We start from the raw sequence: 25,223 nt of genomic DNA on the forward strand, positions 1-25,223 counted from the left end.
CGCGCCAGGGGTTCACGGCGAGCGGTCGCACACCGACGGCAGCCAGGTCTGGTCCCGGGTCCGGCTGAGGGTGTCCAGGGAGCGCAGCAGGGCGTCCAGGTGGCGGGGGTGGGCGAGGAACTCGATCGTCGCCTCGGCGAACGCGTCGCGTACCGCGGGCGGCATCGCGTCGGAGGCGTCGAAGCAGTGCACCGCCCGCTCGTCGCGGAGAGCGAGCGCGAGCGAGCGGTGCCAGGCCGAACCGGCGTCACCGGGGGCGGCGGGCCGGACGCCCGCGTGGACGGAGAAGCCGGACTCCTGCTCGCTCCAGGCGCGCTGGGTGTCGGCGGAGGCGAGATGGCGGATCAGCTTCTTCGCCTCCGGGGTGGCGTGCAGCAGGGCCACCAGGTCTCCGGAGACCTCCCACGCGCGGGGACCGGCAGCCCCGAAGATCAGCCGGGCGGAGGACTCGTAGCGGCCGTCGGCGTCCTGCCACACGGGCCGGTTGCGGATGAACGACGCCTGGTGTTCCAGCGTGCAGCCCCGCGGGGACCGGGCGACGGGCTGCGACGCGGCCTCGTACGGGGTCTTCAGGGTCCGCCGCACCAGGCCGGGGTCGCCCCCGGCGCCGACGAGGTCGCCCCAGGCGGTCCACGCCGCCTTCACCTGCTTGGAGTGCCAGGGCAGCTTGCCGCCCGCCCACTGCTGGTAGACGCCGGGGCCGTACCGCTGGAGCAGGATGTCCTCGATCCAGTCGGTGCCGGGCCAGCCGCTGGTGGCGCCGGAGCCCATGCCGACGCACCACGCGGCCGGCCGGCGCACCGCCTGTTCGCGCTGCCGCTTCCCGACGTCGGCCGGGTACCAGACGATGCTCTTCAGGTCGGCCTTGAGCGGGAACCAGTACACGTGCCCGTCCGCCAGCGGTGTGGCCCAGGACTTGCCGAAGTCCGCGCGATCCACCAGGCCGTCGAGCGGCAGGAGGTGCTTCTGCCGGGCGTACTGGGCGAGTTCGCCGGGGCCGGTGAGCACCACCACGTCGGGTGGCGTCCCGGCCTCCACGTCGGCGCCGAGCACCTGGCTCTCGGCGTTGCTGCCCTGGTAGTCGACGTTGATGTGGTACTTCCGCTCGAAGGGCGCGATGACCGCCTCCCGGAAGTTCGTCTCGTCGTCGCCGGTCCAGTTGGCCAGCAGGGTGACGGTCGGCTCCTGCCCGAGGGCGCGTACGCCCGCCACGAGAGCCGCCGCCAGGACGGCCAGACAGCTCGCCACCACGGTGACGGTGCGGACCAGGCGGCGGCCGGGCCGGGAAGAGGTGCCGGGGGCGGCCGTGGCGGGCCCGCCGGGGTGCGCGCTCACCGGGGCCTGAACCGGTAGTCGTCGATGTGCCGTCGCAGGCCCGTCTCGGCCAGTGCCATGAGCAGGACGCCTCCTATCAGGATCCACACCGCCGCCGCCGCGCGGAAGCCGGTGTGCGCCAGGTACGAGGCGGTGCGCCGCCCCGCGTCGGGGATGAGCCGCCCGGACAGCGGGCGGTCGAGCAGGGCCCGGGTGTCCGCCATCCCCTGCTGGGTCCAGACGGTGAACAGCACGGTGACGGCGATCCCGGCGAGCAACAGGACGGTCGCGGCGATGAGCCGGCGGTTGTAGCGGCGCCGGAAGCGGTGGCGCAGGAAGCGCTGGGTCTCCAGCAGCGCCGCGCCGAGGGCGAGGGTCAGCAGCACGGTCGCGCTCCAGGCGGTCCACAGCAGCGGGCCGAACGAGGTCTGCCGCTCCACGGCGGCGCGCTGCTTTCGTTGCAGGCCCTTCAGGCGGGCCTGTATCCCGGAGCGCTTCTCGGTCAGGATGCTGGTGGCGTAGCTGAGGTAGGCCTCGCGCAGCACGCTGCCGTCGGGCTGGAGTTGGGACTGCTGGACCTTGACGGCGTAGACGGTGATCAGCCCGGCGACCGTCTGCAGGGCCTGCCGGCCCGCCGGCCGGCCGATGTCGTCGTCGGCCGCCGCGGCGGCGAGGCTCTGCGCGGCGACCGAGATCTGCTTCTGGAAGTCGCTGGTCGGGGCCGGCGCTCCGGCGTCCTGCTGGGCCTCGCCGAGTGCGTACAGCGCGGTGTCGAGCGACAGCACGGCCGGGGCGCTGGAGGTGCGCAGCGGGTTCGCGTCGGCGTGCACGCCCTGGTACGACAGGAACAAGGACAGCGTGAGCAGGGCCGACAGGGCCAGCAGCAGGCGGCGGCGGACGGCGAGTTCGTGGGCGGTGGTGCTGCCGTCCGCCGGTGGCCGCGGCCCGGCGCCGGTGAGCCGGGCGAGCGGTGCGGCGAGGCGGCGGGCGGCCGGGCCGGGTGTGCGCCGGCCGGCCGGGCGCACCCGCGGCTGTGCCGGGGTGGTGGTGCCGCTGCCGTCGCCCGCGCGGGGCGTCGTGCCTCGGCCGGCGTTCATGCGGGCGTCCCGCGCAGCAGGCGCCCGCAGTCGCCCCCGCAGTAGACCGAGTCGGCCGGGCCGAGCCACTTGCAGTCGGGGCATTCGACGAGCCCGTCGGGGCGGACGGGCACGGCGGAACCGGAGACGTCGGGCGGGCCTGCGGTGTCGGGCGGTGTGGCGGCACGGGGCGGGGCGGCAGGGGGTGGGGCGGCGGCATCGGGTGGGGTGGCGGTGTCGGCCGCGGGCGGAGCGGGAGCCCCGCCTCCGGCCCGCGCGGCGGTGCCCGCTCCGCCCGGTCCCGCCGCCGGTGCGGGCGCCGGGGGTTCCGGCGGGGTCGTCAGGGCGCTGGAGAGGATCAGGTGCTGCCAGTCGACGTCCTTGAGTCCGGACCGGACCCGGCCGGAGCCCGGCGCCGCCTCGATCAGCCGAAGCGCCCGGAGCAGCTGGGCGTCGCCCAGTTCACCGGCGAGCGCCAGCGCGCGGGCGAGGGCGCGGTCGGCCGTGTCGCGGCCTTCCGTACCCCGCAGCCAGGCCCGGTAGGCCTGCGCGACGGCAGCGCTCGCCTGCTGGTACAGCTCGTGCCGGCGGACTCCCGGATGCTGCCGGGAGGCGTCGAGCGGGTTGTCGGTCCAGCGCACCAGGACGGGCTGCGGCGCGGGCAGCCGTACCGGCCGCCGGGTGTCGGGTACGGCGATCTCCACGGCGGCCAGCTGGAGGTCCTCGCCGGTCTCGCGGCCGGTGGGGTCGGCGCTCAGCACGACCTGGAAGTGCCGTACCTCGTCGCCCCAGGCGCGGGTGACGTACTCCGCGCCGCGCCCGCCGGGGCCGGCCGGGACGGGTGACAGCTCCTGCTCGTTCGGCACCACCTGCTTGACCTGGCGGATCACCGTGCCGGGGGTGGGAGTGATCCGGACACGCAGTTCGGGCACCGCCGTACCGAGCAGTCCGGCCACCAGCTCCTCGTAGGCCGCGGCCAGTTCGGACTCGGCGCGGACGGCTCGGGCGCGGCCGTCGAGCCGTCGGGTGATGCGCAGCAGCAGTTCGGCGTCCCAGTCGTCGCCGATGCCCCAGGCGTCGCAGACGAACCGGCCGGCGCAGGCGTCGAGGACGGTGTCCAGCGGCCGGTCGGAGCGGTCGTCGTGCTCGTTGCGTCCGTCGGTGAGCAGCAGGACGTGGCGGACGGGCGCGGGCTGGTCCTTGAGCAGCCGCCGGGCGAGGTCGAGCCAGGCGCCGACGGCGGTGCCGCCGTCGGCGTCCAGGATCCGTACGGCTCGCTCGGCGGCCTCGCGTTCGCCGGGGCCGGCGACGGCGAGCACCTGACGGCCGGGCCCGGGATGGACCACGGTGGCGTCGAACCGCCCGGAGAGGACGGCGAAGGCGGTGCCGTCGGGCAGCATCCGCACCGCCGCCACGGTGGCGTCCTTGGCCGCGTGCAGCTTCGCGGCCGGGTGGAGCATCGAGCGGGAGGTGTCGACGATGAGCACCTCGGCGAGCGCGGGACCGGTGCCGGGTGCGGGCGCGCCGGTGCGTTCCGCGCCGCCCGGGCTCCTGACGCCGATCTCCAGGATGGCGTGCATCTCCCGGTCCGGGCGGTGCCCGGCCGTGTCCGGCACGGCGGGCAGCTCCTTCTGCTGGCCGACCGCGAGGGTCACCTCGGTCTCCTCGGCCACGGTCATCGCCGCCTCTCCCCCGGGCTCGTGTGTGGTCAGAAGGTGGTCATCGGCCGGACCGCGTGGGCCAGGTCGAGCAGCCGGCCGTGTTCCCCGGCGGTGCGGGCCTGCGCGGCCAGCTGCCGGAAGGAGTGCTCCAGCCGGACGCGCAGACCGTCCTCGTCCCCGGGGCCGAGGAGGTCCCCGGCGGGGAAGTCCGGTCCCCAGCCCTGGGCCGGCCGGCTGTGCAGGGCGTTCTCGCGGACCTCGGCGACCAGCCGGGCCCGGGACTCGCCGTCCGCGGCCCCGCCGTCCAGGCGCAGTTCGGGCAACCGCCGGGCGGCGTCCCGCAGTCCGGCCGGGGTGGGCGGGCTGCCGTGCAGGATGCCGGCCCGGATGCGGACGGCCGCGATGCGCGCGGCGTCGTGGTGGCGGGAGGTGGCGGGGACCTCGTCGAGAACGCGGACGGCGGCGTCCCGGTCGCCGCCGGCCAGGTGGCCGCGGGCCAGGCCGAACGCGGCGGCGGTGTGCGCGGAGTCCCGTTTCCAGACGGCCTCGTGGTACCGCATGGCCCGGGCCGGGCGTCCGCCGCCGGTGTGCTCGGCGCAGTGGCCGAGAGCGAGCTTGGGCACGTACTCGCCGGGCAGGGCCTGGTACACGGCGTCGAAGCGGGCGCCGGCCCGGTCCACCTCGCCCTTGCTGAGGTGCAGGACGCCGTGGTGCCAGGCGATGCGCCAGTCGTGGGCGGCGGCGCGTTCCCCGAGCTGGGTCTCCGCCTCGGCGAGCCAGTTCTCCGCCGCGTGCAGCTCGCCCGCTCTGAGGTAGGCGCGGCACAGCCACAGCGCGGTCTCGGGGGTGCCGAGGCGGGATTCGCGGGGCCACTGCCGGGCGACCCGGTCGGGGGCGTCGGGTGGGAAGGTGTCCAGGAGCAGGGCGGCGCCGTCGTCGGGGTCGGGGACCGGTTCGGGCAGGGCGCCGGCCACCTCGGCGGGCGGGGGCGGGGTGACGTCCAGGCCGGCGGGGCGGTCGCCGGGGCGGCCGGTCCAGTGGGCCAGGGCGGGGATCGCGCCGAGCCCGGCGTCGAGGCTGGCGCCGGACGCGCGGAACCGGGTGGAGCTCTCCGGCAGCTGCTCGCCGAACTGGAGCGAGCGGAACTCGCGCAGGACCTCCCAGAGTTGGCGGGACATCTCGGCGGCCGAGCGGAACCGGGCGCGGGGTTCGGCGTGGGTGGCGCGGGCGATGAGGCGGCGGAAGGAGTCGGGGGCCAGGCCACGGGCGGGTTCGGTGCCGCGGGCCAGGGCCTGGAGGGTCATGCCGACGGTGTAGAGGTCGCTGTCGACGTGCCAGCCGCGGCGGTCGATCTCCTCCTTGGGCGGGGCGAAGCCGGCCGTGTAGACGTAGGCGGAGGTGCGGTCGCCGATGGCACGGACGGCGCCGAGGTCGATGACCTTGACGGCGCGGCCGAAGTGGATGACGTTGGCGGGCTTCATGTCGCAGTAGAGCAGGCCGCGTTCGTGCATGTACTGGAGGGCCCCGAGGATCTTGCAGCCGTAGGTGAGGACGTGGTCGAGGCGCGGGCGGCCGTGGAAGATCCGCTCGACGTCGCCGGCGTCGAGGAGCTGTTGCAGGGAGCGTCCGCCGATGTAGTCCATGACCAGGTAGCCGCCGGGCGGGCGGCCGGGGACCTGGTGCTCGGTGTAGGTGATGATGCGGACGATGTCCGGGTGGTGCAGATCGGTCAGGGAGCGGCGTTCCTCGACGGCGGCGCGGCGGGCGAGGGTGTCGTTCACGTTGATCTGGCCCTTGAGGACGACCCGGTGGCCGTCCGCGTGGACGTCCTCCGCGAGGTGGACCCAGCCGAGGCCGCCGTGGGCGAGGCAGCCGAGGACCTTGTAGTGGTCGCCGACGACGGTGCCCTCGGTCAGCTCGGGCAGGAGGGAGTACGGCGTGCCGCAGCGGGGGCAGCGGCCGGTGGGGCGGGCGGGCTGGCCGCCGTAGCCGATGCCGATGGTCATGGTGCAGCCGTCGGCGCCGCACCGGCGGCCCCCGGTGGGCGGGCGGGGGTCCGCCAGGAGTACGTCGTCGGGGACGGGGACCTCGGGCAGGACGACCAGTCCGTGCTGGTCGAGTTCGCCGAGTCCGGCGACGGCGTGGACGGCCGCCGGGCCGGGGGTGTCCTCGGTGGTGCCGGCCGGGGGCCGGGCCGGGGGTACGGTGCGCGGCTCGGCGTGCCGGTGTCCGCAGGTGTCGCAGTAGCCGGTGGCCATGATGCGGCCCGCGCAGCCGGGCCGGATGCACGAGGTCATGACGCGCCTTCCTCTCCGGATGCGGTGGCGGAGCAGAAGCCCACGAACCGCTCGACGGCGGCCTCGGCCCGCTCGATGTCGCAGGGGGACTGGCGCAGCAGCGACACGGCGTGTTCGTAGAGCCGGTAGGCCGCCATGACCCGGTCGCCCTGCGCGGCGGCCCGTTGCCGGCACAGCGGCCACTCGGCGCCGACCCGGCCGAGGAGTTCCGCACGGCGGCGCAGCCGGGCGTCGAGCAGGGCGATGGCCTGCTCCAGGCGCCGGCGGCGGCGGCCGACGGCGTCCTCGAAGGTGAACAGCAGGTCCGCGCGGCCGGGTTCGCGTTCCTGGTCGGGGGCGTGGGCGAGCCAGGCGCGCAGCATCCGGGTGCGCCGTACGCCCGCCTCGGCCTGGTCGAACAGGGTCCCGGGGCCGGGGCCGGGGAGCACGCGGTCCCGGCGGACGTCCAGGGCGGGACCCAGCTCGTCGGTGATCCGGCGGAGTTCGGCGTGCAGCCGGGTCCAGCGGTCGCGCAGCGGGCGGTGCACGAGGGTCTCGGCGGTCCGGGTGACGCGCTCGCCGGGGCGGCGGAACGCCAGCAGCAGCCGGGCGCCCTGCCGGGCGAGCCGGTCCAGCAGGGCGAGCAGGGCGTCGGGGTCGTCCGCCCGGTCCACGGCGACGAGTACGGCGGTGAGCGGGACGCGCAGGGTGCCGAGCCGTTCGGGGCGGGGGTCGTCGCGGATGCCGAGGCGTTCGGCGATCCGGTCCATGACCTCCGCGACGGTCATCCCCTCGACGTCGAGGGCGAGGTCGTGGGCGCCGGCCGGGGGGACGGTCTCGGGCGGGTCGTGGCTGACGGCGCTGGTGTTGCGGAGGGTGCGCAGCTCGCGGTCGGCGAGGGTGACGGCCCGCTGCAGGGTCCAGGCGCGGTCGCCGCGGGCGGGGACGACGGTGACGAGCACCGGCCAGCCCTCGCCGCGGAACCAGGAGGCGAGCTGGGTGGCGAAGGGGACGTCGAGCCGGCCGGCGGCGGTGCCGGTGCCGTCGCGGAGCCGGGGGTCGACCGCCTCGGCGCCGTCGCTCCAGGCGGCGACCTGCGGCAGATGGCTGAGGATGGTCTCGGTGGGGCTCATGTAGCTGAAGGCGGAGCGCGGTCCGTCGTCCACGCTGAGGACGATCCCGATGACCTGGTCGGTGGCGTGGTCGACGACTCCGCCGCCGCTGAAGCCGGGGGCGGCGAGTTCGCCGGCGGTGAGCGGCCGCAGTTGCACCTGGCTGTCCCGGCCGCGGGCGGCGACCAGGGTGGCGCCGTGCCAGCGCCCGCCGTCGTCGCCGTCCGGGAAGCCGTACATGCTGACGGGTCCGTGCGGGGCGGCGAGGCGGTAGAGCCGGGTTGTGTGTTCGGCGGGCAGGGGTGCGGCCAGGCGCAGCAGGGCGAGGTCGCCGCTGCGGTCGCCGAAGGTGTCCTCGCGCTGCGGCACGTGCTCGTCGGGGCGGACGGTGGCGGCCACGGCGGCCAGGCCGGGGACGCCGACCAGCCGTACGGTGTAGGGGTGGCCGGGGCTGACGACGTGGGCGGCGGTGAGGACCCGCTCGGGAGCGAGCAGCACGCCCGCGCCGAGGACCCTCCCGTCCGGCGCCTCGATGCGCGCGATCCAGGACGGTGTCCGTAACCGTGATGTGACGACTCGCTCCCCCGTGCGCGTCATGGTCCTGAGGTTACTCCGCGTACCCGTCCGGTACCACTGGTGTGCACGGGGTCGTGGCTCAGGCCCGGGGCCGGTCTCGCGGGTGCGGTGCGGGACGGCCGCGCGGGCGGGGACGCGTCGGCCTCAGAACTGCCGCAGGGCGGCGAGCACCTGGACGTCGCTGAGCTGGTCGAAGTCGTCGTACCACTGGCCGACCGCGGCGAAGCCGGCCGGGCGGTGGGGGCAGACGACGATGTCGGCCTCGGTGGCGAGGGAGCCGAGGGCGTCCGGGGCGCCGACCGGTACGGCGAGGACGAGGCGGGCGGGGCCGTGGCGCCGGACATGGCGCAGGGCGGCACGGGCGGTGGCGCCGGTGGCCAGTCCGTCGTCGATCACGATCACGGTGCGGCCCTTCAGGTCCGGCGGGGGCCGGTCGCCGCGGTAGCGCCGCTCGCGGCGGTGCAGTTCCCGCCGCTCGCGCTCCACGGCCGTGGCGAGGGCGTCCTCGGTGAGGCGGAGCCGGGCGAGGGTGTCGTGGTCGAAGAGCGGCGGGTCGTCCGCGGCGAGCGCGCCGACGGCGAACTCCCGGTGCTGCGGGGCGCCGATCTTGCGGACGACCAGTACGTCGAGCGGGGCGCCGAGGGCACGGGCGACGGGCTCGGCGACGGCCACTCCGCCGCGGGGCAGGGCGAGGACGACGACCGGGTCGGCGAGGGCGCCCTCGTCGCGCAGGGCGACGAGGAGTCCGGCGAGTCTCCGGCCGGCTTCGGCGCGGTCCCGGAAGCGCATGGGGGTCCTTCCGCCGGGGCGTGTCCGTCCCCTCTCCCCATGGTGCTACGGCACCGGTCCCACCCCTCGGGATTCGAACGCATGCACTATACACACAGTGTATAGTCCCGGCATGCACTTTACGACCGACACGATCCCGACGCCGCAGCACGCGACAAGGAAGATGCGCGGAACGGCCCGGAGGTTGCGTGGCTGGGCACTCGCGTCCGCCGCGGCCTGCCTGGCGTTCACGCTGTCCGGCTGCGCGCAGGTCGACACGACCGCCCCGAGCAGCGCACGGGCCGGGGCGGCGCACGGGGCGCCCGCCCGGTTCGGCACCGTCGACTGCCGCGAGGCCAAGTGCATCGCGCTCACCTTCGACGCGGGGCCCAGCGAGAACTCGGCGCGGCTGCTCGACATCCTCAAGGAGAAGAAGGTCCCGGCCACCTTCTTCCTGCTCGGCAAGCGGCACATCGAGAAGTACCCGGAGCTGGTCAAGCGGATGGCGGCCGAGGGCCACGAGGTCGCCAGCCACACCTGGGACCACAAGATCCTCACCCGCATATCGGACGCCGAGATACGCAAGGAGCTGAAGCGGCCCAACGACGCGATCCAGCGGCTCACCGGCCACAAGCCGACGCTGATGCGCCCGCCGCAGGGCCGTACCGACGCCAACGTGCACGAGATCTGCAAGGAGCTGGGCCTGGCGGAGGTGCTGTGGAGCGTGACCGCCAAGGACTACACGACCGACGACTCGGCGCTCATCACCAAGCGCGTCCTCGACCAGTCGTCCCGGGACGGGATCATCCTGCTGCACGACATCTATCCCGGTACCGTGCCGGCCGTGCCCGGCATCATCGACGCGCTGAAGGCACGCGGCTACGTCTTCGTGACGGTCCCCCAGCTGCTGGCGCCCGGCAAGGCCGAGCCCGGCAAGGTGTACCGCCCCTGAGCGGGGAGCGGACGGCCACGGGGCTCGCCGGTCACAGTCCGCCGAGCCCCGGCGGGTCGTTGACGACGTACTCGGGCTCCGGGGGCGGGGGCGCGAGCACGTGGCTGAGCGGCAGCGCCCGTCTGCTCGCCAGGGCGACCCGGCCGAGCCGCTCCGGGGCGCCTCTGTCCGACATGGCGCCTCCCCCGGCCGGCTCTGCCGCGAGGGCGGCCTACCCGCGGCCGTGCACCGGAACGCCGCTTTCCTCGCGAGCGGCGGAATCGGGCGGCTGCCGGAGCCGCCGCCCGGTGGCCCACGGGTCCTGGCGACGGCCGGCGGGCATTGCTCCGAACCGGTGAGCCGACGGTGAACGCGCAGGCCGGGGCCGCCCGTTCCCTACGATCGTGCCGTGCCCTTCTTCTCGCTCGAACGCACCGTGCCGCTCCCCCTCGACGAGGCGTGGCGCCGGCTCACCCAGTGGCCCCGCCACGCCGACGCGGTCCCGCTGACCCGGATCGAGGTGCTCACGCCCGCGCCCACCCGTGAGGGCACGCGCTTCGTGGCCCGCTCGGGCTTCGGCCCGCTCACCGTGGCCGACGTCATGGAGGTGACGGTCTGGCGGCCGCCCTCCGACGGAGAGGGCGGCCTGTGCCGGCTGGAGAAGCGCGGCCGGGTGGTCCTCGGCTGGGCGGAGATCGAGGTGCGGCCGGGACCCGGGGGTCGTAGCCGGGTGGTGTGGCGGGAGGAGCTGCGGGTCCGGCTCCTGCCCGGCGCCTTCGACGGCGTACTGGAACGAACGGCCCGTGTCGTGTTCGGCCGGGCGGCGAACCGGCTGCTCAGGCAGCCCTGAACGGCACCGGTCCATCCGTCCGTGCGACTCGCCACGGCGACCGTCGGTCCCTGCGGCCCGTCACGGCGACCGTCAGTCCTTGCGGCCCGTCACGGCGACCGTCACGCCCAGGCCGATCATCGTCAGCCCGCCCGCCCCGCCGACCGCGGCCAGGCGCCGGGGCGAGCGGGCGAACCAGTCGCGGGCGGCCGAGGCGGCGAGGCCCCAGACGGCGTCGGAGACCACCGCGATGGCGTTGAAGACCAGCCCGAGCAGCAGCATCTGCGCCGGGACGTGCCCCTGCTCACGATCCACGAACTGCGGCAGCACGGCGGCGAAGAACACCATCGTCTTGGGGTTGGCCACGCCGACCGCGAACCCCTCCCCCAGCGTGCGCAGGCCGCCGTGCGCGGGGCCGGGCTCCGCGACCGCGGCCCGCAGCGAGCCCCGCTGCCGCCACGCCTTGACGCCGAGATGCACGAGATAGGCGGCGCCGGCGAGCTTCAGGACGGTGAAGACGAGGACCGAGCGCTCGACGACCGATCCGATGCCGAGCGCCACGGCCACGACGAGCAGATACGCGCCGAGCGTGTTGCCGACGACGGTGGTCAGCGCGGCGCGGCGGCCGTGGGCCAGGGCCCGTCCGACCACGAACAGCACGCTGGGGCCCGGCACCACGATGAGCAGGAAGGACAGGGCGGCGAAGGCCGCCAGCCGGTCGGGGGACACCATGGCCTCATGCAAGCACGGGGACGGCACCGGCCGGCAACCCCTTTTCCCGGCCCACCGCCCGGCAGGCGTTCCCGCCTCGGCCCCCCTCAGGCCACTGCGGGGCAGGCGTTCCCGCCGCGCCCCCTCAGGCCACCGACCCGATCCGCCCCGCCGGCCGCGCGTCCGTCTCGTGGTGGATGGGGGTGTGCGCGCCGGTCAGCGAGAGCCCGCTGCCGCCGCGCCGGCCGGCGACGATCTCCGCGGCGATGGACAGCGCCGTCTCCTCGGGCGTACGGGCGCCGAGGTCCAGGCCGATCGGGGAGCGCAGCCGGGCCAGTTCCAGCTCGGTGACGCCGACGGCGCGCAGGCGCTCGTTGCGGTCCAGGTGGGTGCGGCGGGAGCCCATCGCGCCGACGTAGGCGACCGGCAGCCGCAGCGCGAGCCGCAGCAGCGGTACGTCGAACTTGGCGTCGTGGGTGAGGACGCACAGGACGGTGCGGCCGTCGACGTCGGTGCGCTCCAGGTACTTGTGCGGCCACTCCACGACGATCTCGTCGGCCTCGGGGAAGCGGGCGCGCGTGGCGAACACCGGGCGGGCGTCGCACACCGTGACGTGGTGGCCGAGGAACTTGCCCACGCGGACCAGGGCCGACGCGAAGTCGATGGCCCCGAAGACGATCATGCGGGGGGCGGGGACCGACGACTCGACGAGGAGCGTGAGCGGGGCGCCGCAGCGCGAGCCCTGCTCGCCGATCTCCACGGTGCCGGTGCGGCCGGCGTCCAGGAAGGCGCCGGCCTCGGCGGCGACCGTGCGGTCCAGCTCGGGATGGGCGCCGAAGCCGCCGTCGTACGACCCGTCGGAGCGGACGAGGAGGGCCCGGCCCCGCAGCTGCGCCGGACCCTCGGCGATCCGCGCGACCGCCGCCGCCTCCCCACGAGCGGCGGCGGCCAGCGCGGCCGCGAACACCGGCCGGGCGGGACCGTCCGCCCGCACCGGCGTGACGAGGATGTCGATGACGCCGCCACAGGTCAGGCCGACGGCGAAGGCATCCTCGTCGCTGTACCCGAAACGTTCGAGGACGGTTTCCCCGTCTTCGAGCGCCTGTTGGCACAGCTCGTACACGGCGCCCTCCACGCACCCGCCGGAGACCGAGCCGACGGCCGTGCCGTCGGCGTCCACCGCGAGGGCGGCGCCGGGCTGGCGCGGGGCGCTGCCGCCGACGGCCACCACGGTGGCGACGGCGAAGTCACGGCCCTGCTCGACCCACCGGTTCAGCTCCTCGGCGATGTCCAGCATCTGTCGGTCTCCTTAGGCGAGTGCGTGGTCGGGGACGGGGGCGGCTAGTGGACGCCGAGCCAGCCCTCGATGGGATGAAGGGCGAAGTAGACGAGGAACACGACCGTCAAACCCCACATGAAGGCGCCGATCTCGCGGGCCTTGCCCTGGGCCGCCTTGATGGCGACGTAGGAGATGACACCCGCGGCGACACCGGTGGTGATGGTGTACGTGAACGGCATCAGGACGACGGTCAGGAAGACGGGGATGGCGGTCGCGCGGTCGGCCCAGTCCACGTGCCGGGCGTTCATCAGCATCATGGCGCCGATGACGACCAGGGCGGCGGAGGCGACCTCCTGCGGGACGATCGCGGTGACCGGGGTGAAGAACAGACAGGCCGCGAAGAACAGACCGGTCACGACGGAGGCCAGGCCGGTACGGGCGCCCTCGCCGACGCCGGTGGCCGACTCGATGAACACCGTCTGGCCGGAGCCGCCCGCCACACCGCCGATCGCGCCGCCGGCGCCGTCGATGAACAGCGCCTTGGACAGGCCCGGCATCCGGCCCTTGTCGTCGGCGAGGTTCGCCTCGGTGCCGACGCCGATGATGGTGGCCATCGCGTCGAAGAAGCCGGCGAGCACGAGGGTGAAGACGATCATGCCGACCGTCATCGCGCCGACCTGGCCCCAGCCGCCGAACTCGACGTGCCCGAAGAGCGAGAAGTCGGGCATCGAGACCGCGTTGCCGGGCAGTTCGGGGGCGCCGTTGGCCCACTGCTCGGGGTCGATGACACCCAGTCCGTTGAGGACGGCGGCGACGGCCGTCCCCGAGACGATGCCGATGAGGATGGCGCCGGGGATGTTCCGGGCCTGCAGCATGAAGATCAGCAACAGGGTGCCGGCGAAGAGCAGCACCGGCCAGCCGGCGAGTTCACCGGTGGGGCCGAGGGTGACCGGGGTGGCCTTGCCCTGGTGCACGAAGCCGGCCTTGTAGAAACCGATGAGGGCGATGAACAGGCCGATGCCCATGGTGATGCCGTGCTTGAGCGCGAGCGGGATCGCGTTCATGATCATCTCACGCAGGCCGGTGACGACCAGCAGCATGATGACCACGCCGTACATCACGCACATGCCCATGGCCTGCGGCCAGGTCATGTGGGGTGCGACCTGCGAGGACAGGACGCCGGAGACGGAGAGGCCGGCGGCGAGGGCGAGCGGTACCTTGCCGACGAAACCCATCAGCAGCGTGGTGAAGGCCGCCGCGAACGCGGTCGCGGTGATCAGCGCCTTCTGGCCGAGTGTGTCCCCCGCCGCGTCCTTGCCGGACAGGATGAGGGGGTTGAGCAGAAGGATGTACGACATCGCCATGAAGGTGGTGATGCCGCCGCGCACCTCACGCGCGACCGTGGATCCTCTTCTGGATATGTGGAAGTACCGGTCGAGCCAGGACCGCCCGGCCGGGACGCGGCTGCCATCGCCCGCGTCGTCGGCTGCGGTCCTGGGCTCCACTGACTGCTGGGTCATGGTGCCATCTCCCAAGGTTCACAGGGGCACCCGTGCAACCGCCCTGACGGTCACGGGATTTGGGAATGGACGACCCGGGGGACGGCCCGAGACGAACGAATTTCCTGGTACTTCAAGGACCGCGAGCGGAGCGGAACTCAAAGGGGTTCCCCCGGGCGGCGCGGCGGAGTGTGTGACGTTCCCTGCGCCGCCCGGAGAGCTTCGGTGTTACGCGGTTCCCGTGAGGTGCTCGGGCCGCACCGGCGTGCGGTTGAGCTCCAGCCCGGTCGCGTTCCGGATCGCCGCGAGGACGGCCGGGGTGGACGACAGGGTCGGGGCCTCGCCGATGCCGCGCAGCCCGTACGGAGCGTGCTCGTCGGCGAGTTCGAGCACGTCGACCGGGATGGTCGGCGTGTCGAGGATGGTGGGGATCAGGTAGTCCGTGAAGGAGGGGTTCCTGACCTTGGCGGTCTTGGGGTCGACGATGATCTCCTCCATCACCGCCACGCCCAGGCCCTGGGTCGTACCGCCCTGGATCTGGCCGATGACGGAGAGCGGGTTGAGCGCCTTGCCGACGTCCTGGGCACAGGCCAGTTCGACGACCTTGACCAGGCCCAGCTCGGTGTCGACCTCGACCACGGCGCGGTGCGCGGCGAAGGAGTACTGGACGTGTCCGTTGCCCTGGCCGGTGCGCAGGTCGAAGGCCTCGGTCGGACGGTGCCGCCACTCCTCCTCGACCTCCACGGCCTCGCCCTCCAGGACGTCGACCAGGTCGCCGAGGACCTCGCCGCCGTCGGTGACGACCTTGCCGCCCTCCAGCAGGAGTTCGGCCGTCGCCCAGGCGGGGTGGTAGGAGCCGAACTTGCGGCGCCCGATCTCCAGCACCTTCTCGCGGACCAGCTCGCAGGCGTTCTTCACGGCACCGCCGGTGACGTACGTCTGCCGGGAGGCCGAGGTGGAGCCCGCGGAACCGACCTGCGTGTCCGCCGGGTGGATGGTCACCTGGGTGACGCCCAGCTCGGTGCGGGCGATCTGCGCGTGCACGGTGACACCGCCCTGGCCGACCTCCGCCATCGCGGTGTGCACGGTCGCGACCGGCTCACCGCCCACGATCTCCATGCGCACCTTGGCGGTGGAGTAGTCGTCGAAGCCCTCGGAGAAGCCGACGTTCTTGATGCCGACCGCGTAGCCGACCCCCCGTACGACGCCTTCTCCGTGCGTGGTGTTGGACAGACCGCCGGGCAGCTGCCGTACGTCGGCGCCCTCGCTGGACTCCCACTGGCGCTCGGGCGGCATGGGCATCGCCTTGATGCGGCGCAGCAGTTCGGCGACGGGGGCCGGGGAGTCGACCGGCTGCCCGGTCGGCATGAGGGTCCCCTGCTCCATCGCGTTCAGCCGCCGGAACTCCACCGGGTCCATGCCGAGCTTCTTCGCCAGCTTGTCCATCTGCGCCTCGTAGGCGAAGCACGCCTGGACCGCGCCGAAGCCGCGCATGGCGCCGCAGGGCGGGTTGTTGGTGTAGAGGGCGATGGCCTCGATGTCGACGTCGTCGATGACGTACGGGCCGACCGACAGCGAGGAGGCGTTGCCGACGACCGCCGGGGAGGCGGAGGCGTAGGCGCCGCCGTCCAGGACGATCCTGCACTTCATGTGCGTGAGCTTGCCGTCCTTGGTGGCGCCGTGCTCGTAGTGGAGCTTCGCCGGGTGCCGGTGGACGTGCCCGAAGAAGGACTCGAACCGGTTGTAGACGATCTTCACGGGCTTGCCGGTGCGCAGGGCCAGCAGGCAGGCGTGGATCTGCATCGACAGGTCCTCGCGGCCGCCGAACGCGCCGCCGACGCCGGCCAGCGTCATGCGCACCTTCTTCTCGGGCAGGCCGAGGACGGGTGCGATCTGGCGCAGGTCGGAGTGGAGCCACTGGGTGGCGATGTAGAGGTGGACGCCGCCGTCCTCCTCGGGCACGGCGAGGCCGGACTCGGGGCCGAGGAAGGCCTGGTCCTGCATGCCGAAGGTGTACTCGCCCTTGACGATCACATCGGCGCGCCGGGCGGCCCGGTCCGCGTCGCCGCGGACGATCGGCTGGCGGTGGACGATGTTCGGGTGCGGGACGTGGCCCGAGTGGTGGTCGTCGCGGCCCTCGTGGACGAGGATCGCGTCCGGGGCGGTCGCGGAGGCCTCGTCGGTGATGACGGGCAGCTCCTTGTACTCCACCTTGATCTTGGCGGCGGCGCGGCGGGCCGTCTCCGGGTGGTCGGCGGCGACGATCGCGACCGGCTCGCCGTGGTGGCGTACCTTGCCGTGCGCGAGGACCGGGGTGTCCTGGATCTCCAGGCCGTAGTTCTTCACCTCGGTGGGCAGGTCGTCGTACGTCATGACGGCGTAGACACCGGCCATGGCGAGGGCCTCGGAGGTGTCGATCGAGACGATCTCGGCGTGCGCGACGGTGGAGCGCAGGATCTGCCCCCACAGCATGTCCTCGTGCCACATGTCGGACGAGTACGCGAACTCGCCGGTGACCTTGAGGGTGCCGTCCGGGCGGAGCGTGGACTCGCCGATGCCGCCCTTGGTCCGGGAGCCCTGCGTGATCTTCGTAGGAGCGCCGTTGGTCGGCATGTCTGTCAGACCCCCTCGGACTGGCGGGCGGCCGCCAGGCGGACCGCGTCCATGATCTTCTCGTAGCCCGTGCAGCGGCACAGGTTGCCCGACAGCGCCTCGCGGATGTCGGCGTCGGACGGGTTCGGGTTCCGCTCCAGGAGTTCGTCGGAGGCGACGAGCAGGCCCGGGGTGCAGAAGCCGCACTGGACCGCGCCGGCGTCGATGAACGCCTGCTGCACCGGGGAGAGTTCGGTGCCCTCGCCGGTCTGGGAGTCGGTGCCCTTGGCCGCCCACTGCCGGGCCTCGTCGAGCGCGGTGCCCTTCGTGCCGCAGGACTCGCCGCAGGAGCGCTGCTCGGCGAAGTCCGCGAGGCCCTCGACGGTCACGACCTCCCGGCCCTCGACCTGGCCGGCCGCGACCAGGCAGGAACACACCGGCACGCCGTCGAGGCGCACGGTGCAGGAACCGCACTCGCCCTGCTCACAGGCGTTCTTGGAACCCGGCAGACCGAGGCGCTCGCGCAGCACGTACAGCAGGGACTCGCCCTCCCAGACGTCGTCGGCTTCCTGCGGACGTCCGTTGACGGTGAAGTTGACGCGCATTACGCAGCTCCCTCCGAGGCGTGGCGGGTGCCGCGGTACGACTCCCAGGTCCAGGTGAGTGTCCGGCGGGCCATGACGCCGACCGCGTGCCGGCGGTAGCTCGCGGTGCCCCGGACGTCGTCGATCGGGTTGCAGGCGGCCGAGCACAGGTCCGCGAACTGCTTGGCGACCGACGGGGTGATGATCTTTCCGTTGTCCCAGAAGCCGCCCTCCTCCAGGGCCGCGTTCAGGAACTCCTCGGCGGCCTTGGCCCGCACCGGGGTGGGGGCGGCCGAGCCGATGCCGGTGCGCACGGTCCGGGTCTCGGGGTGCAGGGCGAGCCCGAAGGCGCACACGGCGATGACCATGGCGTTGCGGGTGCCGACCTTCGAGTACTGCTGCGGGCCGTCGGCCTTCGCGACATGCACGGCGCGGATCAGCTCGTCGGGCTGGAGCGCGTTGCGCTTGACGCCCGTGTAGAAGTCGTCGATCGGGATCAGCCGGGTGCCGCGGGCCGCCGACTCCACCTCGACCTCGGCGCCGGCCGCGAGGAGGGCGGGGTGGGCGTCGCCGGCGGGGGAGGCCGTGCCGAGGTTGCCGCCGACGCCGCCGCGGTTGCGGATCTGCGGGGAGGCGACCGTGTGCGAGGCGAGCGCCAGACCCGGCAGCTCGGCACGGAGATTCTCCATGATCCTGGAGTACGGGACGGAGGCACCGAGCCGTACGGTCTCCTCGCCGACCTCCCACTCGTAGAGGTCACCGACGCGGTTGAGGTCGAGGAGGTACTCGGGCCGGCGGTGGTCGAAGTTGATCTCGACCATCACGTCGGTGCCACCCGCAATCGGCACAGCGGTGGGGTGCTCGGCCTTCGCGGCGAGCGCCTCCTCCCAGCTGGCGGGGCGAAGGAAGTCCATGACCGGCTCTCTTCTTCGTCTCGTGGGTCGTTCAGATTGAGCCAATCCGTGTGCGGCGGGCCCGGCTCGTTCATGTCCTGTTAACGCGGAGTGGACTCAGTACACCGCTCCGTACTCCAGCGGGGTCAGTCACCGAAACCATGAAGGAGTTGGCTGGCCAGGCCGGGCATCTTGTAGATTCGTATGAACGGAGGTCATCGGTAACCTCTCCGTTTTCCCGGGGAAACGCGAGAAACAGCACGGAGGCCGCGCCACGCGCCCCCCGGGCGTCCGGTTCCGGGTGGCTCACCTCCCACCCTCAAAGATCCATCGTAGGTTTCGAGACAAAGAACGGCGGCGACGAGATGCGGCTGCGCGCACTGCTGGACACCGATGCGCTGGGCCTGCGGCTGCTCGGCGGCGAGGACGAGCTGGACCGCACGGTGCGCGGGGTCATGACGACCGACCTGCGCGACCCGAGCCGCTACCTCTCCGGTGGCGAGCTGGTGCTGACGGGACTGGCCTGGCGGCGGGACGCCGCCGACGCCGAGCCGTTCGTCCGGATCCTGGTGCAGGCCGGGGTGGCGGCTCTCGCGGCCGGCGAGGCCGAGCTGGGCGATGTGCCGGACGACCTGGTGCTGGCCTGCGCGAAGCACCGGCTGCCGCTGTTCGCGGTGCACGAGTCGGTGGCGTTCGCGACGATCACCGAGCATGTCGTCCGGCAGGTCTCCGGCGAGCGCGCCGGTGATCTGGCGGCCGTCGTGGACCGGCACCGCCGGATGATGACCTCGGGCCCGGCGGGCGGCGGCCCGGACGTCGTCCTGGACCTGCTCGGCTCCGACCTGGACCTGCGCGCCTGGGTGCTCTCCCCCACCGGCCGGATGATCGCCGGCTCCAAGGAGGCGGGCCCGGCGCTGCCCGCCGAGACCTGCGCCCGGCTCGCCGCCGAGCATCTGGCGGCCACCCGCACCGGCCGGCGCGGCCCGCACCGGGTCCTGCTGCACGGCACCACCTACTCCCTCTTCCCGATCCGCTCCTCCGGCCGCTCCCCGCAGGCCGCCCGGGACGTCCGGGAGACGGTCCTGTCGGACTGGCTGCTGGCCGTGGAGGCGGACGCGGGCGACTGGCCCGGGGAACGGCTGGATCTGCTCCAGGGCGTCACGCAGCTGATCGCCGTCGAGCGGGACCGCCGGGACGCGGCCCGCACGGTCCGGCGCCGGCTCGCCCAGGAGGTGCTGGAACTGGTGCAGACGGGCGCCGCGCCCGCCGAGATCGCCGCCCGCCTCCGGGTCGCGGCGCCGGTGCTGCTGCCGGGCCTCGGAGCGGCCCCGCACTGGCAGGTCGTGGTGGCCCGCGTGGAGTGGGAGGGCGAGGAGGTCGACGGCGGCCCGGTCGCCCAGTCCCTGCTGGAGGAGGTGCTGGTCGACCCGCTGGCGACCGGTCCGGAGCCCCTGGACCGCATCGCCGTGGCCCACACGGGCGGCGAGGCGATCGCCCTGGTCCCCCTGCCCGCGGTCTCCGCCGAACACGACGGCTCCGAAACCGGTCTGCTGGCCGATTCCCTCCTCCAGGCGGTACGGGAGCCGCTGTCGGCGGGCCTGGACGACGACGGCCGGCTCACCCTCGGCGTCAGCGCGGCCGTGCACTCGGCGGAGGGCCTGCGCGGCGCCCTGGAAGAGGCCCGGCACGCCCGCCGGGTCGCCGCCGCCCGCACCGGCCGGGTCTGCGCGGCCGGCCACCAGGAGCTGGCCTCGCACGTCCTGCTGCTCCCGTTCGTCCCCGACGACGTCCGCCGCGCCTTCACGGCCCGGCTGCTGGACCCGCTGCAGGACTACGACCGCCGGCACCGGGCCGAGCTGATCCCGACCCTGGAGGCGTTCCTGGACAGCGACGGTTCCTGGACCCGCTGCGCCACCCGCCTCCACCTCCACGTCAACACGCTGCGCTACCGGGTCGGCCGGATCGAGCAGTTGACGGGACGCGACCTCTCCCGCCTGGAGGACAAGCTGGACTTCTTCCTGGCACTGCGCATGAGCTGAGGTCAGTGGGGGCGCGCGGGGATCGAACTCGGTCACGCCCGCGCCCCTCCACTTTGTGAAATCTTTCACCCACCCTCTTGGCCCGGCCCCGCGATTGGTGCTGGAATGCCGCCACCACTCAACAGCTCGATGGCGCGCTCGGGGAGGGCAACGTGGCGTATACCGCCATGTCTGGTAACGGAACCACCGGTGACGATCCCCTCCAGACCGCGGTATGGCGGTTGCGAAGCCGGGCCTGCTGGGTCGACGCGGCGGCCCTGCTGCCGGCCGACGATCCCGCGCCCGCGCTGCAGCGGGCCGCCCTGCTGGCCGAACGGTGTCTGTACACCGAGCGGGGCTGGGAGGACGCGGAGGACGCGCTGCGGACCGCGGAGGCGGTGGCGCACAGCGACGAGGAACGGGGGGCCGCCGCCTGCGAGCGGGGCTACCTGGCCTACGCCGCCACACTGCTCGGCGTGCGCGACCGGGCCGACGAGGCGCGGGCCGCGCTGGGCCGGGCGGCCGCGCTGATCCCGCCGGGGGCCGCGGGACGGGCCCAGCTGGACTTCCGGCGCGGGCTGGTGGCCCAGAACCTGGCCGGCGTGCCGCAGGCGGCCCGCGCCGCGTTCCGCCGCGCCCACGCGGGCGCCACGGCGCACGGCGACCAGCTCCTGCTGTCGTTCACCTGGCGGCATTTGGCCGGACTCGCGCTGCGCGAGGGGGAGTTGGCCGAGGCGCGGCACGGCTTCGCCGAATCCCTGCGGATCCGAGAGGAGTTGGGCTACCTGGTGGGCACGGCACCGGCGCTCGCCTCGCTGGCCGACACGGAGGAGGAACCGGAGGCGTCCCGCCTGCGGGAGGAAGCCCGCCGCCTGTTCCGGCTGCTCGGCGGGGTGCCGACCTGGCTGGCCCGGCAGTTGGCACCGCCTGCGCCGGGGGCGGCGACGGCGTAGGGGGCCGGGGGCGACACAGGGCGGCGGTGACGGCGCAATGGGCCGGGGCGACACAGGGAGCGAGGCCCAGGGGCGGCGGGCGGCTGGAGACCCGGGGGCGGCGGACGGCTGGAGACCGGGGGCGGCTGGAGACCGGGGCGGCTCAGGGAGCTGGGCTCAGGGGCGGCGGCTGGAGGGCGGCGCTTCCGGTACGGCTCAGCCCGTGCCCGCGAAGTGCTCGCCCACCAGCCTGCGCACCACATCCAGGTCCCCGTCGGCCAGCGCGTCCAGCAGCGCCAGGTGTTCGGCCGCGTCCGCGACCAGGCCGGCCCGGCCGTGCCGGACCGGCGGCCACTGGGCCCGGCGGTGGAGGTCCTCGGCGATGCGGACCAGCTGCCGGTTGCCCGCGAGGGCGAGCAGCGCCCGGTGGAAGGCGCGGTCGGACTCCGCGTACGTCGCCGCGCAGCCGGTGGCCGCCACGCGTACCGTCTCCTCGGCCAGGGGCCGCACCTCGGCCCACCGCTCGGCCGGCACCGTGCGCGCGAGCCGCAGCATCACCGGCACCTCGATGAGCGCGCGCACCTCCGCCAGCTCGGCCAGCTCCCGCGCCCCGCGCTCCACCACCCGGAAGCCGCGGTTGGGCACGACCTCCACGGCGCCTTCCAGCGCCAGCTGCTGCATGGCCTCCCGCACGGGCGTGGCCGAGACGCCGAAGCGTTCCCCGAGCACCGGCGCCGAGTAGACCTCGCCCGGCTTCAGCTCGCCGCCGACCAGGGCCGTGCGCAGCGCGTCCAGGATCTGCCCGCGCACCGAGGAGCGCCGCACCTCGGCCCGCGGCCCGGGGAAGGGCCGCTCGGCGTGCGTGTGCTCGCCCCGCGCCGCGCCGGGGACGGCGGCGTCCCGCTCCCGGCCGGGGTCGGCCTCGGCCGCCGGGCGCTGCTGCGCCGGCACCCGGGCGGCGACCGGCGCGCCCGGGGAGCCCTGCACGCCCTGCTTCACGGGTCCTCCTGGCGGCTTGTCGGCACTTGGGGTCATTGACGACGGGTTGTCGCTTGTCCGTCAAGCACCTTAGGCGCACCCGGCGGTAGTTCAAACTCCGACAACGACGGGTAAGGTAAGGCTTACCTATGCAAGCCTGTCCGCGCTCGCGGACGCGTCCAAGGATCGGTGGTTCCGCCATGCCCGCTGCGGCCTCGCCGCTCACCGCCGCGTACGACCGCCTCCGCGCGGCCTTCCCGGGGCTGACCGTGACCGAGCTGGGCCCGGACGACCCGGCGCCCTCGGGCGGGGGCTGGGTCGGCACCGCGGAGCTCGCGGCGGGCGACACGGCACTGGACGCCTTCCTGGCCTGGGACGCGGCCCAGGTGGTGCGGGACTACGGCCGGCCCGCCCGTCCGGACGTCGTGGCGAGCTTCGGCCTGCACCGCTACGCCTGGCCCGCCTGCCTGCTGATCACCGTCCCGTGGTTCCTGCACCGCCGGGTGCCCCGGCTGCCCGTGACGCAGGTCTCGTACGACCGCACCGCCGGCCGGATGGCCGTGCGCCCCGCCTCCGTCGCCTGCCTGCCGGACGACCCCGCCGCCGCGCTGCCCGGCACCGTCGTCGTAGCGGACGAGGAGGCGCTGCGGGCCGAGGTGCGGGCCGCCGTGGCCGAGCACCTGGAGCCGGTGTTGGCCGCCTTCGGGCCCCGGATGCGGCGGCGCGGGCGGGCGCTGTGGGGCATGGCGACCGACGAGGTCGTGGAGGGGCTGTGGTACGTCGCCGGGCTCCTCGGCGAGCGGGAGGCGGCGCGAGCCGTGCGCGAGCTGGAGCTGCTGCTGCCGGGGACGACCCTGCCGTACGCCGGTTCGGCCGGGTTCCGGGTGCTGGCGGCGCCGGACGGCTCCCCGCTGCCCACCCGGGACCGGGCGAGCTGCTGCATGTTCTACACCGTTCGACCGGAGGACACCTGTGCGACGTGTCCCCGCACCTGCGACAGTGCGCGGATCGCCAAACTGGCGGCGGCCGTGGCGGCTTGACGGGAGCTCAGGTCGAGAGCACCGCCCGCGGTCCACTAAGATCGCCGCCACAGGACCGCCCGCCCGCGAACCGGCTCACGCACAGGTTCGCGGACCGGCTCCCGGACCGTCCCCGGACAGGTGATTCACACCTTCCTCACTTGCCGCGGGAACTTTCCGTGGAACCACCCGTACGGGTAGTCTTATTCGAACTCAACTCCCGCCCCTCACGCGGCAGTTCGAGCAGAACGCCGCCCTGGGCATCCCCTTGCACCTCCTTGGCGGCCTCTTGCCCCGAAACCCCCTGAGGGCCCTCGGGAGTGGGCCACTATGGCGGGCGTTACGCCCTGATCCCAATGCAAGGGACCCCTGATGAGACTGACCGACATATCGCTGAACTGGCTGCTTCCGGGCGCCGTACTGCTCCTGGGCGTGCTGGCGGCGGTGGCGGTGCTCGCGCGCGGCAAGCGCTCCTCCGGGGAGAGCACGAGCGCCGACGACTCGTGGGAGCGCAGCGAGGAGCGCCGCAGGCGCAAGGAGGCCATCTACGGCACGGCCTCCTACGTCCTGCTGTTCTGCTGTGCGGCGGTGGCGGCGGCCCTGTCCTTCCACGGCCTCGTCGGCTTCGGTGAACAGAACCTCGGGCTGACCGACGGCTGGCAGTACCTGGTGCCGTTCGGCCTGGACGGCGCGGCGATGTTCTGCTCCGTCCTCGCGGTGCGGGAGGCCAGCCACGGTGACGCGGCGCTCGGCTCCCGGATACTCGTGTGGCTGTTCGCCGCCGCGGCGGCCTGGTTCAACTGGGTGCACGCGCCCCGGGGCGTGGGACACGCCGGTGCGCCGCAGTTCTTCTCCGGCATGTCGCTGTCGGCGGCCGTGCTGTTCGACCGGGCGCTGAAGCAGACCCGCCGGGCCGCGCTGCGCGAGCAGGGCCTGGTGCCGCGTCCGCTGCCGCAGATCCGGATCGTGCGCTGGGTGCGGGCGCCCCGCGAGACCTACAGGGCCTGGTCCCTGATGCTCCTGGAGGGCGTGCGCAGCCTCGACGAGGCGGTCGAGGAGGTCCGCGAGGACAAGCGGCAGAAGGAGGAGACCCGGCAGCGGCGGCGCGACCAGCAGCGTGTGGAGCGGGCCCAGCTGAAGGCGATCAGCCGCGGCCACCGCGGATTCGTCGGCCGGGGTGCCGGCCGGCAGGTCGAGGTGCAGGCGGTGGAGCGGGGGGCCGCCCCCGCGACTGCGGAGCCTGCCATATCGACCGCGGAGCAACTGCCCGTCCGCGCCCGGCCCTCCCTGCAGCCGGTCCGCAGCGGGGCTGAGCCGGTGACCGTCGACCTCACCGCCGAGGACGACACCATGGCCCTGCCCCGCCTGGACTCCCTGGAGCGCAAGCTCAAGGACCTGGAGCAGCAGTTCGGCTGAGAGCCGGGCACCTGCGGTGTGACCGCAGTACGGGACGGGGGCGTGACCGCGCGGGTCACGCCCCCGTCCCGTTGCCGTCCGCGCGAGCCCTCACGCCGCCTCGGCGCCGAGCTCGAACCACACCGACTTGCCCACGCCGTGCGGCCGTACCCCCCAGGCGTCGGCGAGGGACTGCACCAGCACCAGGCCCCGGCCGTGGGTGTCGTCGTCCGTGTCCGGGGCGTGCAGCTCGGGTCTGCGGGCCACGAAGTCCCGCACCTCCACCCGCAGTCCGCCGGTTCCCACGACGGCGATGAGGACGGCGTCGTCGTCGGTGTGGACGAGCGCGTTGGTGACGAGTTCGCTGGTGAGCAGTTCGGCGATCTCCGAGCGGCCCGGTCTGCCCCAGTGCCGCAGCAGTTCGCGCAGCTCCCGGCGGGCCTCCGGCACCGCCTTGAGATCCGCCCGGCCCAGCCTGCGCCGGAGCCGTCGCGCGTGTTCCGTGATGGTGTCGGTCTCTTCCCCCGTTGTCGCCGAGGAGGCCCCTATGGTCACGGGACCGCCCCCTCGCGCCTGCCTCTTCATGACCCCCGCCCGCACGCCGCTGGACCCTGTCCCTCCTGGTCGAACACGTTCACGGGGGATGCTTGCCCAGCACGCTCGCGGGCAGTCCTGGCCCCTGCCCGAGGCCCGGCGGTTCGGCCATATCCGCACCCCACCCCGGCCGGCCACCGGACTCCGCTTTCCCCCCGCCTCGGGCACCCCGGGCGGCGCTGGACG

Annotated in this window: 21 protein-coding genes; 6 read left to right on the forward strand and 15 right to left on the reverse strand. The window is 74.2% G+C overall.

All coding sequences use genetic code 11. The features are described 5' to 3' along the window. Nucleotides 1-12: 12 nt before the first annotated feature. The 6 genes from ACZ7KF_RS00490 to ACZ7KF_RS00515 form a co-directional block, all read right to left on the reverse strand. Entirely contained in the window at nt 13-1,335 is a 1,323-nt protein-coding gene (locus ACZ7KF_RS00490) for an ABC transporter substrate-binding protein (RefSeq protein ID WP_471067679.1), read from the reverse strand. Then, a complete protein-coding gene (locus ACZ7KF_RS00495) occupies nt 1,332-2,411 on the reverse strand; it encodes a hypothetical protein (RefSeq protein ID WP_471067681.1) in 1,080 nt (359 codons plus the stop codon). The genes ACZ7KF_RS00490 and ACZ7KF_RS00495 overlap by 4 nt, the downstream gene beginning before the upstream one ends. Next, on the reverse strand, nt 2,408-4,069 hold the full coding sequence (locus ACZ7KF_RS00500; RefSeq protein ID WP_471067684.1) for a vWA domain-containing protein: 1,662 nt from the start codon (nt 4,067-4,069) through the stop codon (nt 2,408-2,410). The genes ACZ7KF_RS00495 and ACZ7KF_RS00500 overlap by 4 nt, the downstream gene beginning before the upstream one ends. A gap of 29 nt (nt 4,070-4,098) precedes the next feature. Continuing rightward, complete coding sequence (locus ACZ7KF_RS00505; RefSeq protein WP_471067686.1) at nt 4,099-6,348, reverse strand: serine/threonine protein kinase; 2,250 nt, start codon at nt 6,346-6,348, stop codon at nt 4,099-4,101. Further along, nucleotides 6,345-8,036, reverse strand: a complete 1,692-nt coding sequence (locus tag ACZ7KF_RS00510; RefSeq protein ID WP_471067689.1) for a trypsin-like peptidase domain-containing protein — start codon at nt 8,034-8,036, stop codon at nt 6,345-6,347. Before ACZ7KF_RS00510 ends, ACZ7KF_RS00505 begins: the two co-directional genes overlap by 4 nt. Before the next feature lie 123 nt (nt 8,037-8,159). Then, nucleotides 8,160-8,804: a phosphoribosyltransferase gene (locus ACZ7KF_RS00515; protein WP_471067691.1), complete on the reverse strand. Its 645-nt coding sequence runs from the start codon at nt 8,802-8,804 to the stop codon at nt 8,160-8,162. A gap of 112 nt (nt 8,805-8,916) precedes the next feature. Here ACZ7KF_RS00515 and ACZ7KF_RS00520 point away from each other — a divergent pair, with 112 nt between their 5' ends. Further along, nucleotides 8,917-9,735, forward strand: coding sequence for a polysaccharide deacetylase family protein (locus ACZ7KF_RS00520; protein WP_471067694.1), 819 nt, complete (start codon nt 8,917-8,919; stop codon nt 9,733-9,735). Between the two features lie 31 nt (nt 9,736-9,766). On the opposite strand, the gene ACZ7KF_RS00525 is transcribed toward ACZ7KF_RS00520, so the two are convergent. Beyond that, nucleotides 9,767-9,910, reverse strand: coding sequence for a hypothetical protein (locus ACZ7KF_RS00525; RefSeq protein ID WP_471067696.1), 144 nt, complete (start codon nt 9,908-9,910; stop codon nt 9,767-9,769). A gap of 213 nt (nt 9,911-10,123) precedes the next feature. Here ACZ7KF_RS00525 and ACZ7KF_RS00530 point away from each other — a divergent pair, with 213 nt between their 5' ends. Beyond that, on the forward strand, nt 10,124-10,564 hold the full coding sequence (locus ACZ7KF_RS00530; protein ID WP_471067698.1) for an SRPBCC family protein: 441 nt from the start codon (nt 10,124-10,126) through the stop codon (nt 10,562-10,564). Nucleotides 10,565-10,636: 72 nt separating this feature from the next. On the opposite strand, the gene ACZ7KF_RS00535 is transcribed toward ACZ7KF_RS00530, so the two are convergent. The 6 genes from ACZ7KF_RS00535 to ACZ7KF_RS00560 all read right to left on the reverse strand — a co-directional run bounded on the left by ACZ7KF_RS00535 (nt 10,637) and on the right by ACZ7KF_RS00560 (nt 18,122). Beyond that, a complete protein-coding gene (locus ACZ7KF_RS00535) occupies nt 10,637-11,275 on the reverse strand; it encodes a LysE family translocator (RefSeq protein WP_471067700.1) in 639 nt (212 codons plus the stop codon). Between the two features lie 124 nt (nt 11,276-11,399). After that, entirely contained in the window at nt 11,400-12,551 is a 1,152-nt protein-coding gene (locus ACZ7KF_RS00540) for an XdhC family protein (RefSeq protein ID WP_471067703.1), read from the reverse strand. A 44-nt stretch (nt 12,552-12,595) separates the two neighbouring features. After that, nucleotides 12,596-14,053, reverse strand: coding sequence for an NCS2 family permease (locus tag ACZ7KF_RS00545; RefSeq protein ID WP_471067705.1), 1,458 nt, complete (start codon nt 14,051-14,053; stop codon nt 12,596-12,598). Nucleotides 14,054-14,260: 207 nt separating this feature from the next. After that, a complete protein-coding gene (locus ACZ7KF_RS00550) occupies nt 14,261-16,645 on the reverse strand; it encodes a xanthine dehydrogenase family protein molybdopterin-binding subunit (protein WP_471067708.1) in 2,385 nt (794 codons plus the stop codon). A gap of 5 nt (nt 16,646-16,650) precedes the next feature. Continuing rightward, nucleotides 16,651-17,229: a (2Fe-2S)-binding protein gene (locus tag ACZ7KF_RS00555; protein ID WP_471067711.1), complete on the reverse strand. Its 579-nt coding sequence runs from the start codon at nt 17,227-17,229 to the stop codon at nt 16,651-16,653. Continuing rightward, complete coding sequence (locus ACZ7KF_RS00560) at nt 17,229-18,122, reverse strand: FAD binding domain-containing protein (RefSeq protein ID WP_471067714.1); 894 nt, start codon at nt 18,120-18,122, stop codon at nt 17,229-17,231. Before ACZ7KF_RS00560 ends, ACZ7KF_RS00555 begins: the two co-directional genes overlap by 1 nt. A 344-nt stretch (nt 18,123-18,466) precedes the next feature. Here ACZ7KF_RS00560 and ACZ7KF_RS00565 point away from each other — a divergent pair, with 344 nt between their 5' ends. Continuing rightward, nucleotides 18,467-20,140, forward strand: coding sequence for a PucR family transcriptional regulator (locus tag ACZ7KF_RS00565; RefSeq protein ID WP_471067717.1), 1,674 nt, complete (start codon nt 18,467-18,469; stop codon nt 20,138-20,140). 167 nt (nt 20,141-20,307) lie between these two features. Then, the gene (locus ACZ7KF_RS00570; protein ID WP_471067719.1) at nt 20,308-21,072 is read left to right on the forward strand and encodes a hypothetical protein; all 765 of its coding nucleotides are present in this window, start codon (nt 20,308-20,310) and stop codon (nt 21,070-21,072) included. A 195-nt stretch (nt 21,073-21,267) separates the two neighbouring features. On the opposite strand, the gene ACZ7KF_RS00575 is transcribed toward ACZ7KF_RS00570, so the two are convergent. Beyond that, on the reverse strand, nt 21,268-22,050 hold the full coding sequence (locus tag ACZ7KF_RS00575) for a GntR family transcriptional regulator (RefSeq protein ID WP_471067721.1): 783 nt from the start codon (nt 22,048-22,050) through the stop codon (nt 21,268-21,270). A 179-nt stretch (nt 22,051-22,229) separates the two neighbouring features. Between ACZ7KF_RS00575 and ACZ7KF_RS00580 the strand changes: the two genes are divergently transcribed. After that, on the forward strand, nt 22,230-23,069 hold the full coding sequence (locus ACZ7KF_RS00580) for a (2Fe-2S)-binding protein (RefSeq protein WP_471067723.1): 840 nt from the start codon (nt 22,230-22,232) through the stop codon (nt 23,067-23,069). Nucleotides 23,070-23,420: 351 nt separating this feature from the next. Then, on the forward strand, nt 23,421-24,464 hold the full coding sequence (locus ACZ7KF_RS00585) for a DUF2637 domain-containing protein (protein ID WP_471067726.1): 1,044 nt from the start codon (nt 23,421-23,423) through the stop codon (nt 24,462-24,464). Nucleotides 24,465-24,554: 90 nt separating this feature from the next. Here the strand turns inward: ACZ7KF_RS00585 and ACZ7KF_RS00590 are convergent, their stop codons facing one another. Beyond that, entirely contained in the window at nt 24,555-24,998 is a 444-nt protein-coding gene (locus tag ACZ7KF_RS00590) for an ATP-binding protein (protein WP_471067727.1), read from the reverse strand. Nucleotides 24,999-25,223 lie beyond the last annotated feature (225 nt).

Source organism: Streptomyces sp. NPDC038200 (assembly GCF_055600785.1).

Coding starts and splice junctions, on each gene's coding strand:
- ACZ7KF_RS00495 (WP_471067681.1), bottom strand. CDS start 2,411: ATGAACGCCGGCCGAGGCACGACGCCCCGCGCGGGCGACGGCAGCGGC.
- ACZ7KF_RS00500 (WP_471067684.1), bottom strand. CDS start 4,069: ATGACCGTGGCCGAGGAGACCGAGGTGACCCTCGCGGTCGGCCAGCAG.
- ACZ7KF_RS00505 (WP_471067686.1), bottom strand. CDS start 6,348: ATGACCTCGTGCATCCGGCCCGGCTGCGCGGGCCGCATCATGGCCACC.
- ACZ7KF_RS00510 (WP_471067689.1), bottom strand. CDS start 8,036: ATGACGCGCACGGGGGAGCGAGTCGTCACATCACGGTTACGGACACCG.
- ACZ7KF_RS00515 (WP_471067691.1), bottom strand. CDS start 8,804: ATGCGCTTCCGGGACCGCGCCGAAGCCGGCCGGAGACTCGCCGGACTC.
- ACZ7KF_RS00520 (WP_471067694.1), top strand. CDS start 8,917: ATGCACTTTACGACCGACACGATCCCGACGCCGCAGCACGCGACAAGG.
- ACZ7KF_RS00525 (WP_471067696.1), bottom strand. CDS start 9,910: ATGTCGGACAGAGGCGCCCCGGAGCGGCTCGGCCGGGTCGCCCTGGCG.
- ACZ7KF_RS00535 (WP_471067700.1), bottom strand. CDS start 11,275: ATGGTGTCCCCCGACCGGCTGGCGGCCTTCGCCGCCCTGTCCTTCCTG.
- ACZ7KF_RS00540 (WP_471067703.1), bottom strand. CDS start 12,551: ATGCTGGACATCGCCGAGGAGCTGAACCGGTGGGTCGAGCAGGGCCGT.
- ACZ7KF_RS00545 (WP_471067705.1), bottom strand. CDS start 14,053: ATGACCCAGCAGTCAGTGGAGCCCAGGACCGCAGCCGACGACGCGGGC.
- ACZ7KF_RS00550 (WP_471067708.1), bottom strand. CDS start 16,645: ATGCCGACCAACGGCGCTCCTACGAAGATCACGCAGGGCTCCCGGACC.
- ACZ7KF_RS00555 (WP_471067711.1), bottom strand. CDS start 17,229: ATGCGCGTCAACTTCACCGTCAACGGACGTCCGCAGGAAGCCGACGAC.
- ACZ7KF_RS00560 (WP_471067714.1), bottom strand. CDS start 18,122: ATGGACTTCCTTCGCCCCGCCAGCTGGGAGGAGGCGCTCGCCGCGAAG.
- ACZ7KF_RS00565 (WP_471067717.1), top strand. CDS start 18,467: ATGCGGCTGCGCGCACTGCTGGACACCGATGCGCTGGGCCTGCGGCTG.
- ACZ7KF_RS00570 (WP_471067719.1), top strand. CDS start 20,308: ATGTCTGGTAACGGAACCACCGGTGACGATCCCCTCCAGACCGCGGTA.
- ACZ7KF_RS00580 (WP_471067723.1), top strand. CDS start 22,230: ATGCCCGCTGCGGCCTCGCCGCTCACCGCCGCGTACGACCGCCTCCGC.
- ACZ7KF_RS00585 (WP_471067726.1), top strand. CDS start 23,421: ATGAGACTGACCGACATATCGCTGAACTGGCTGCTTCCGGGCGCCGTA.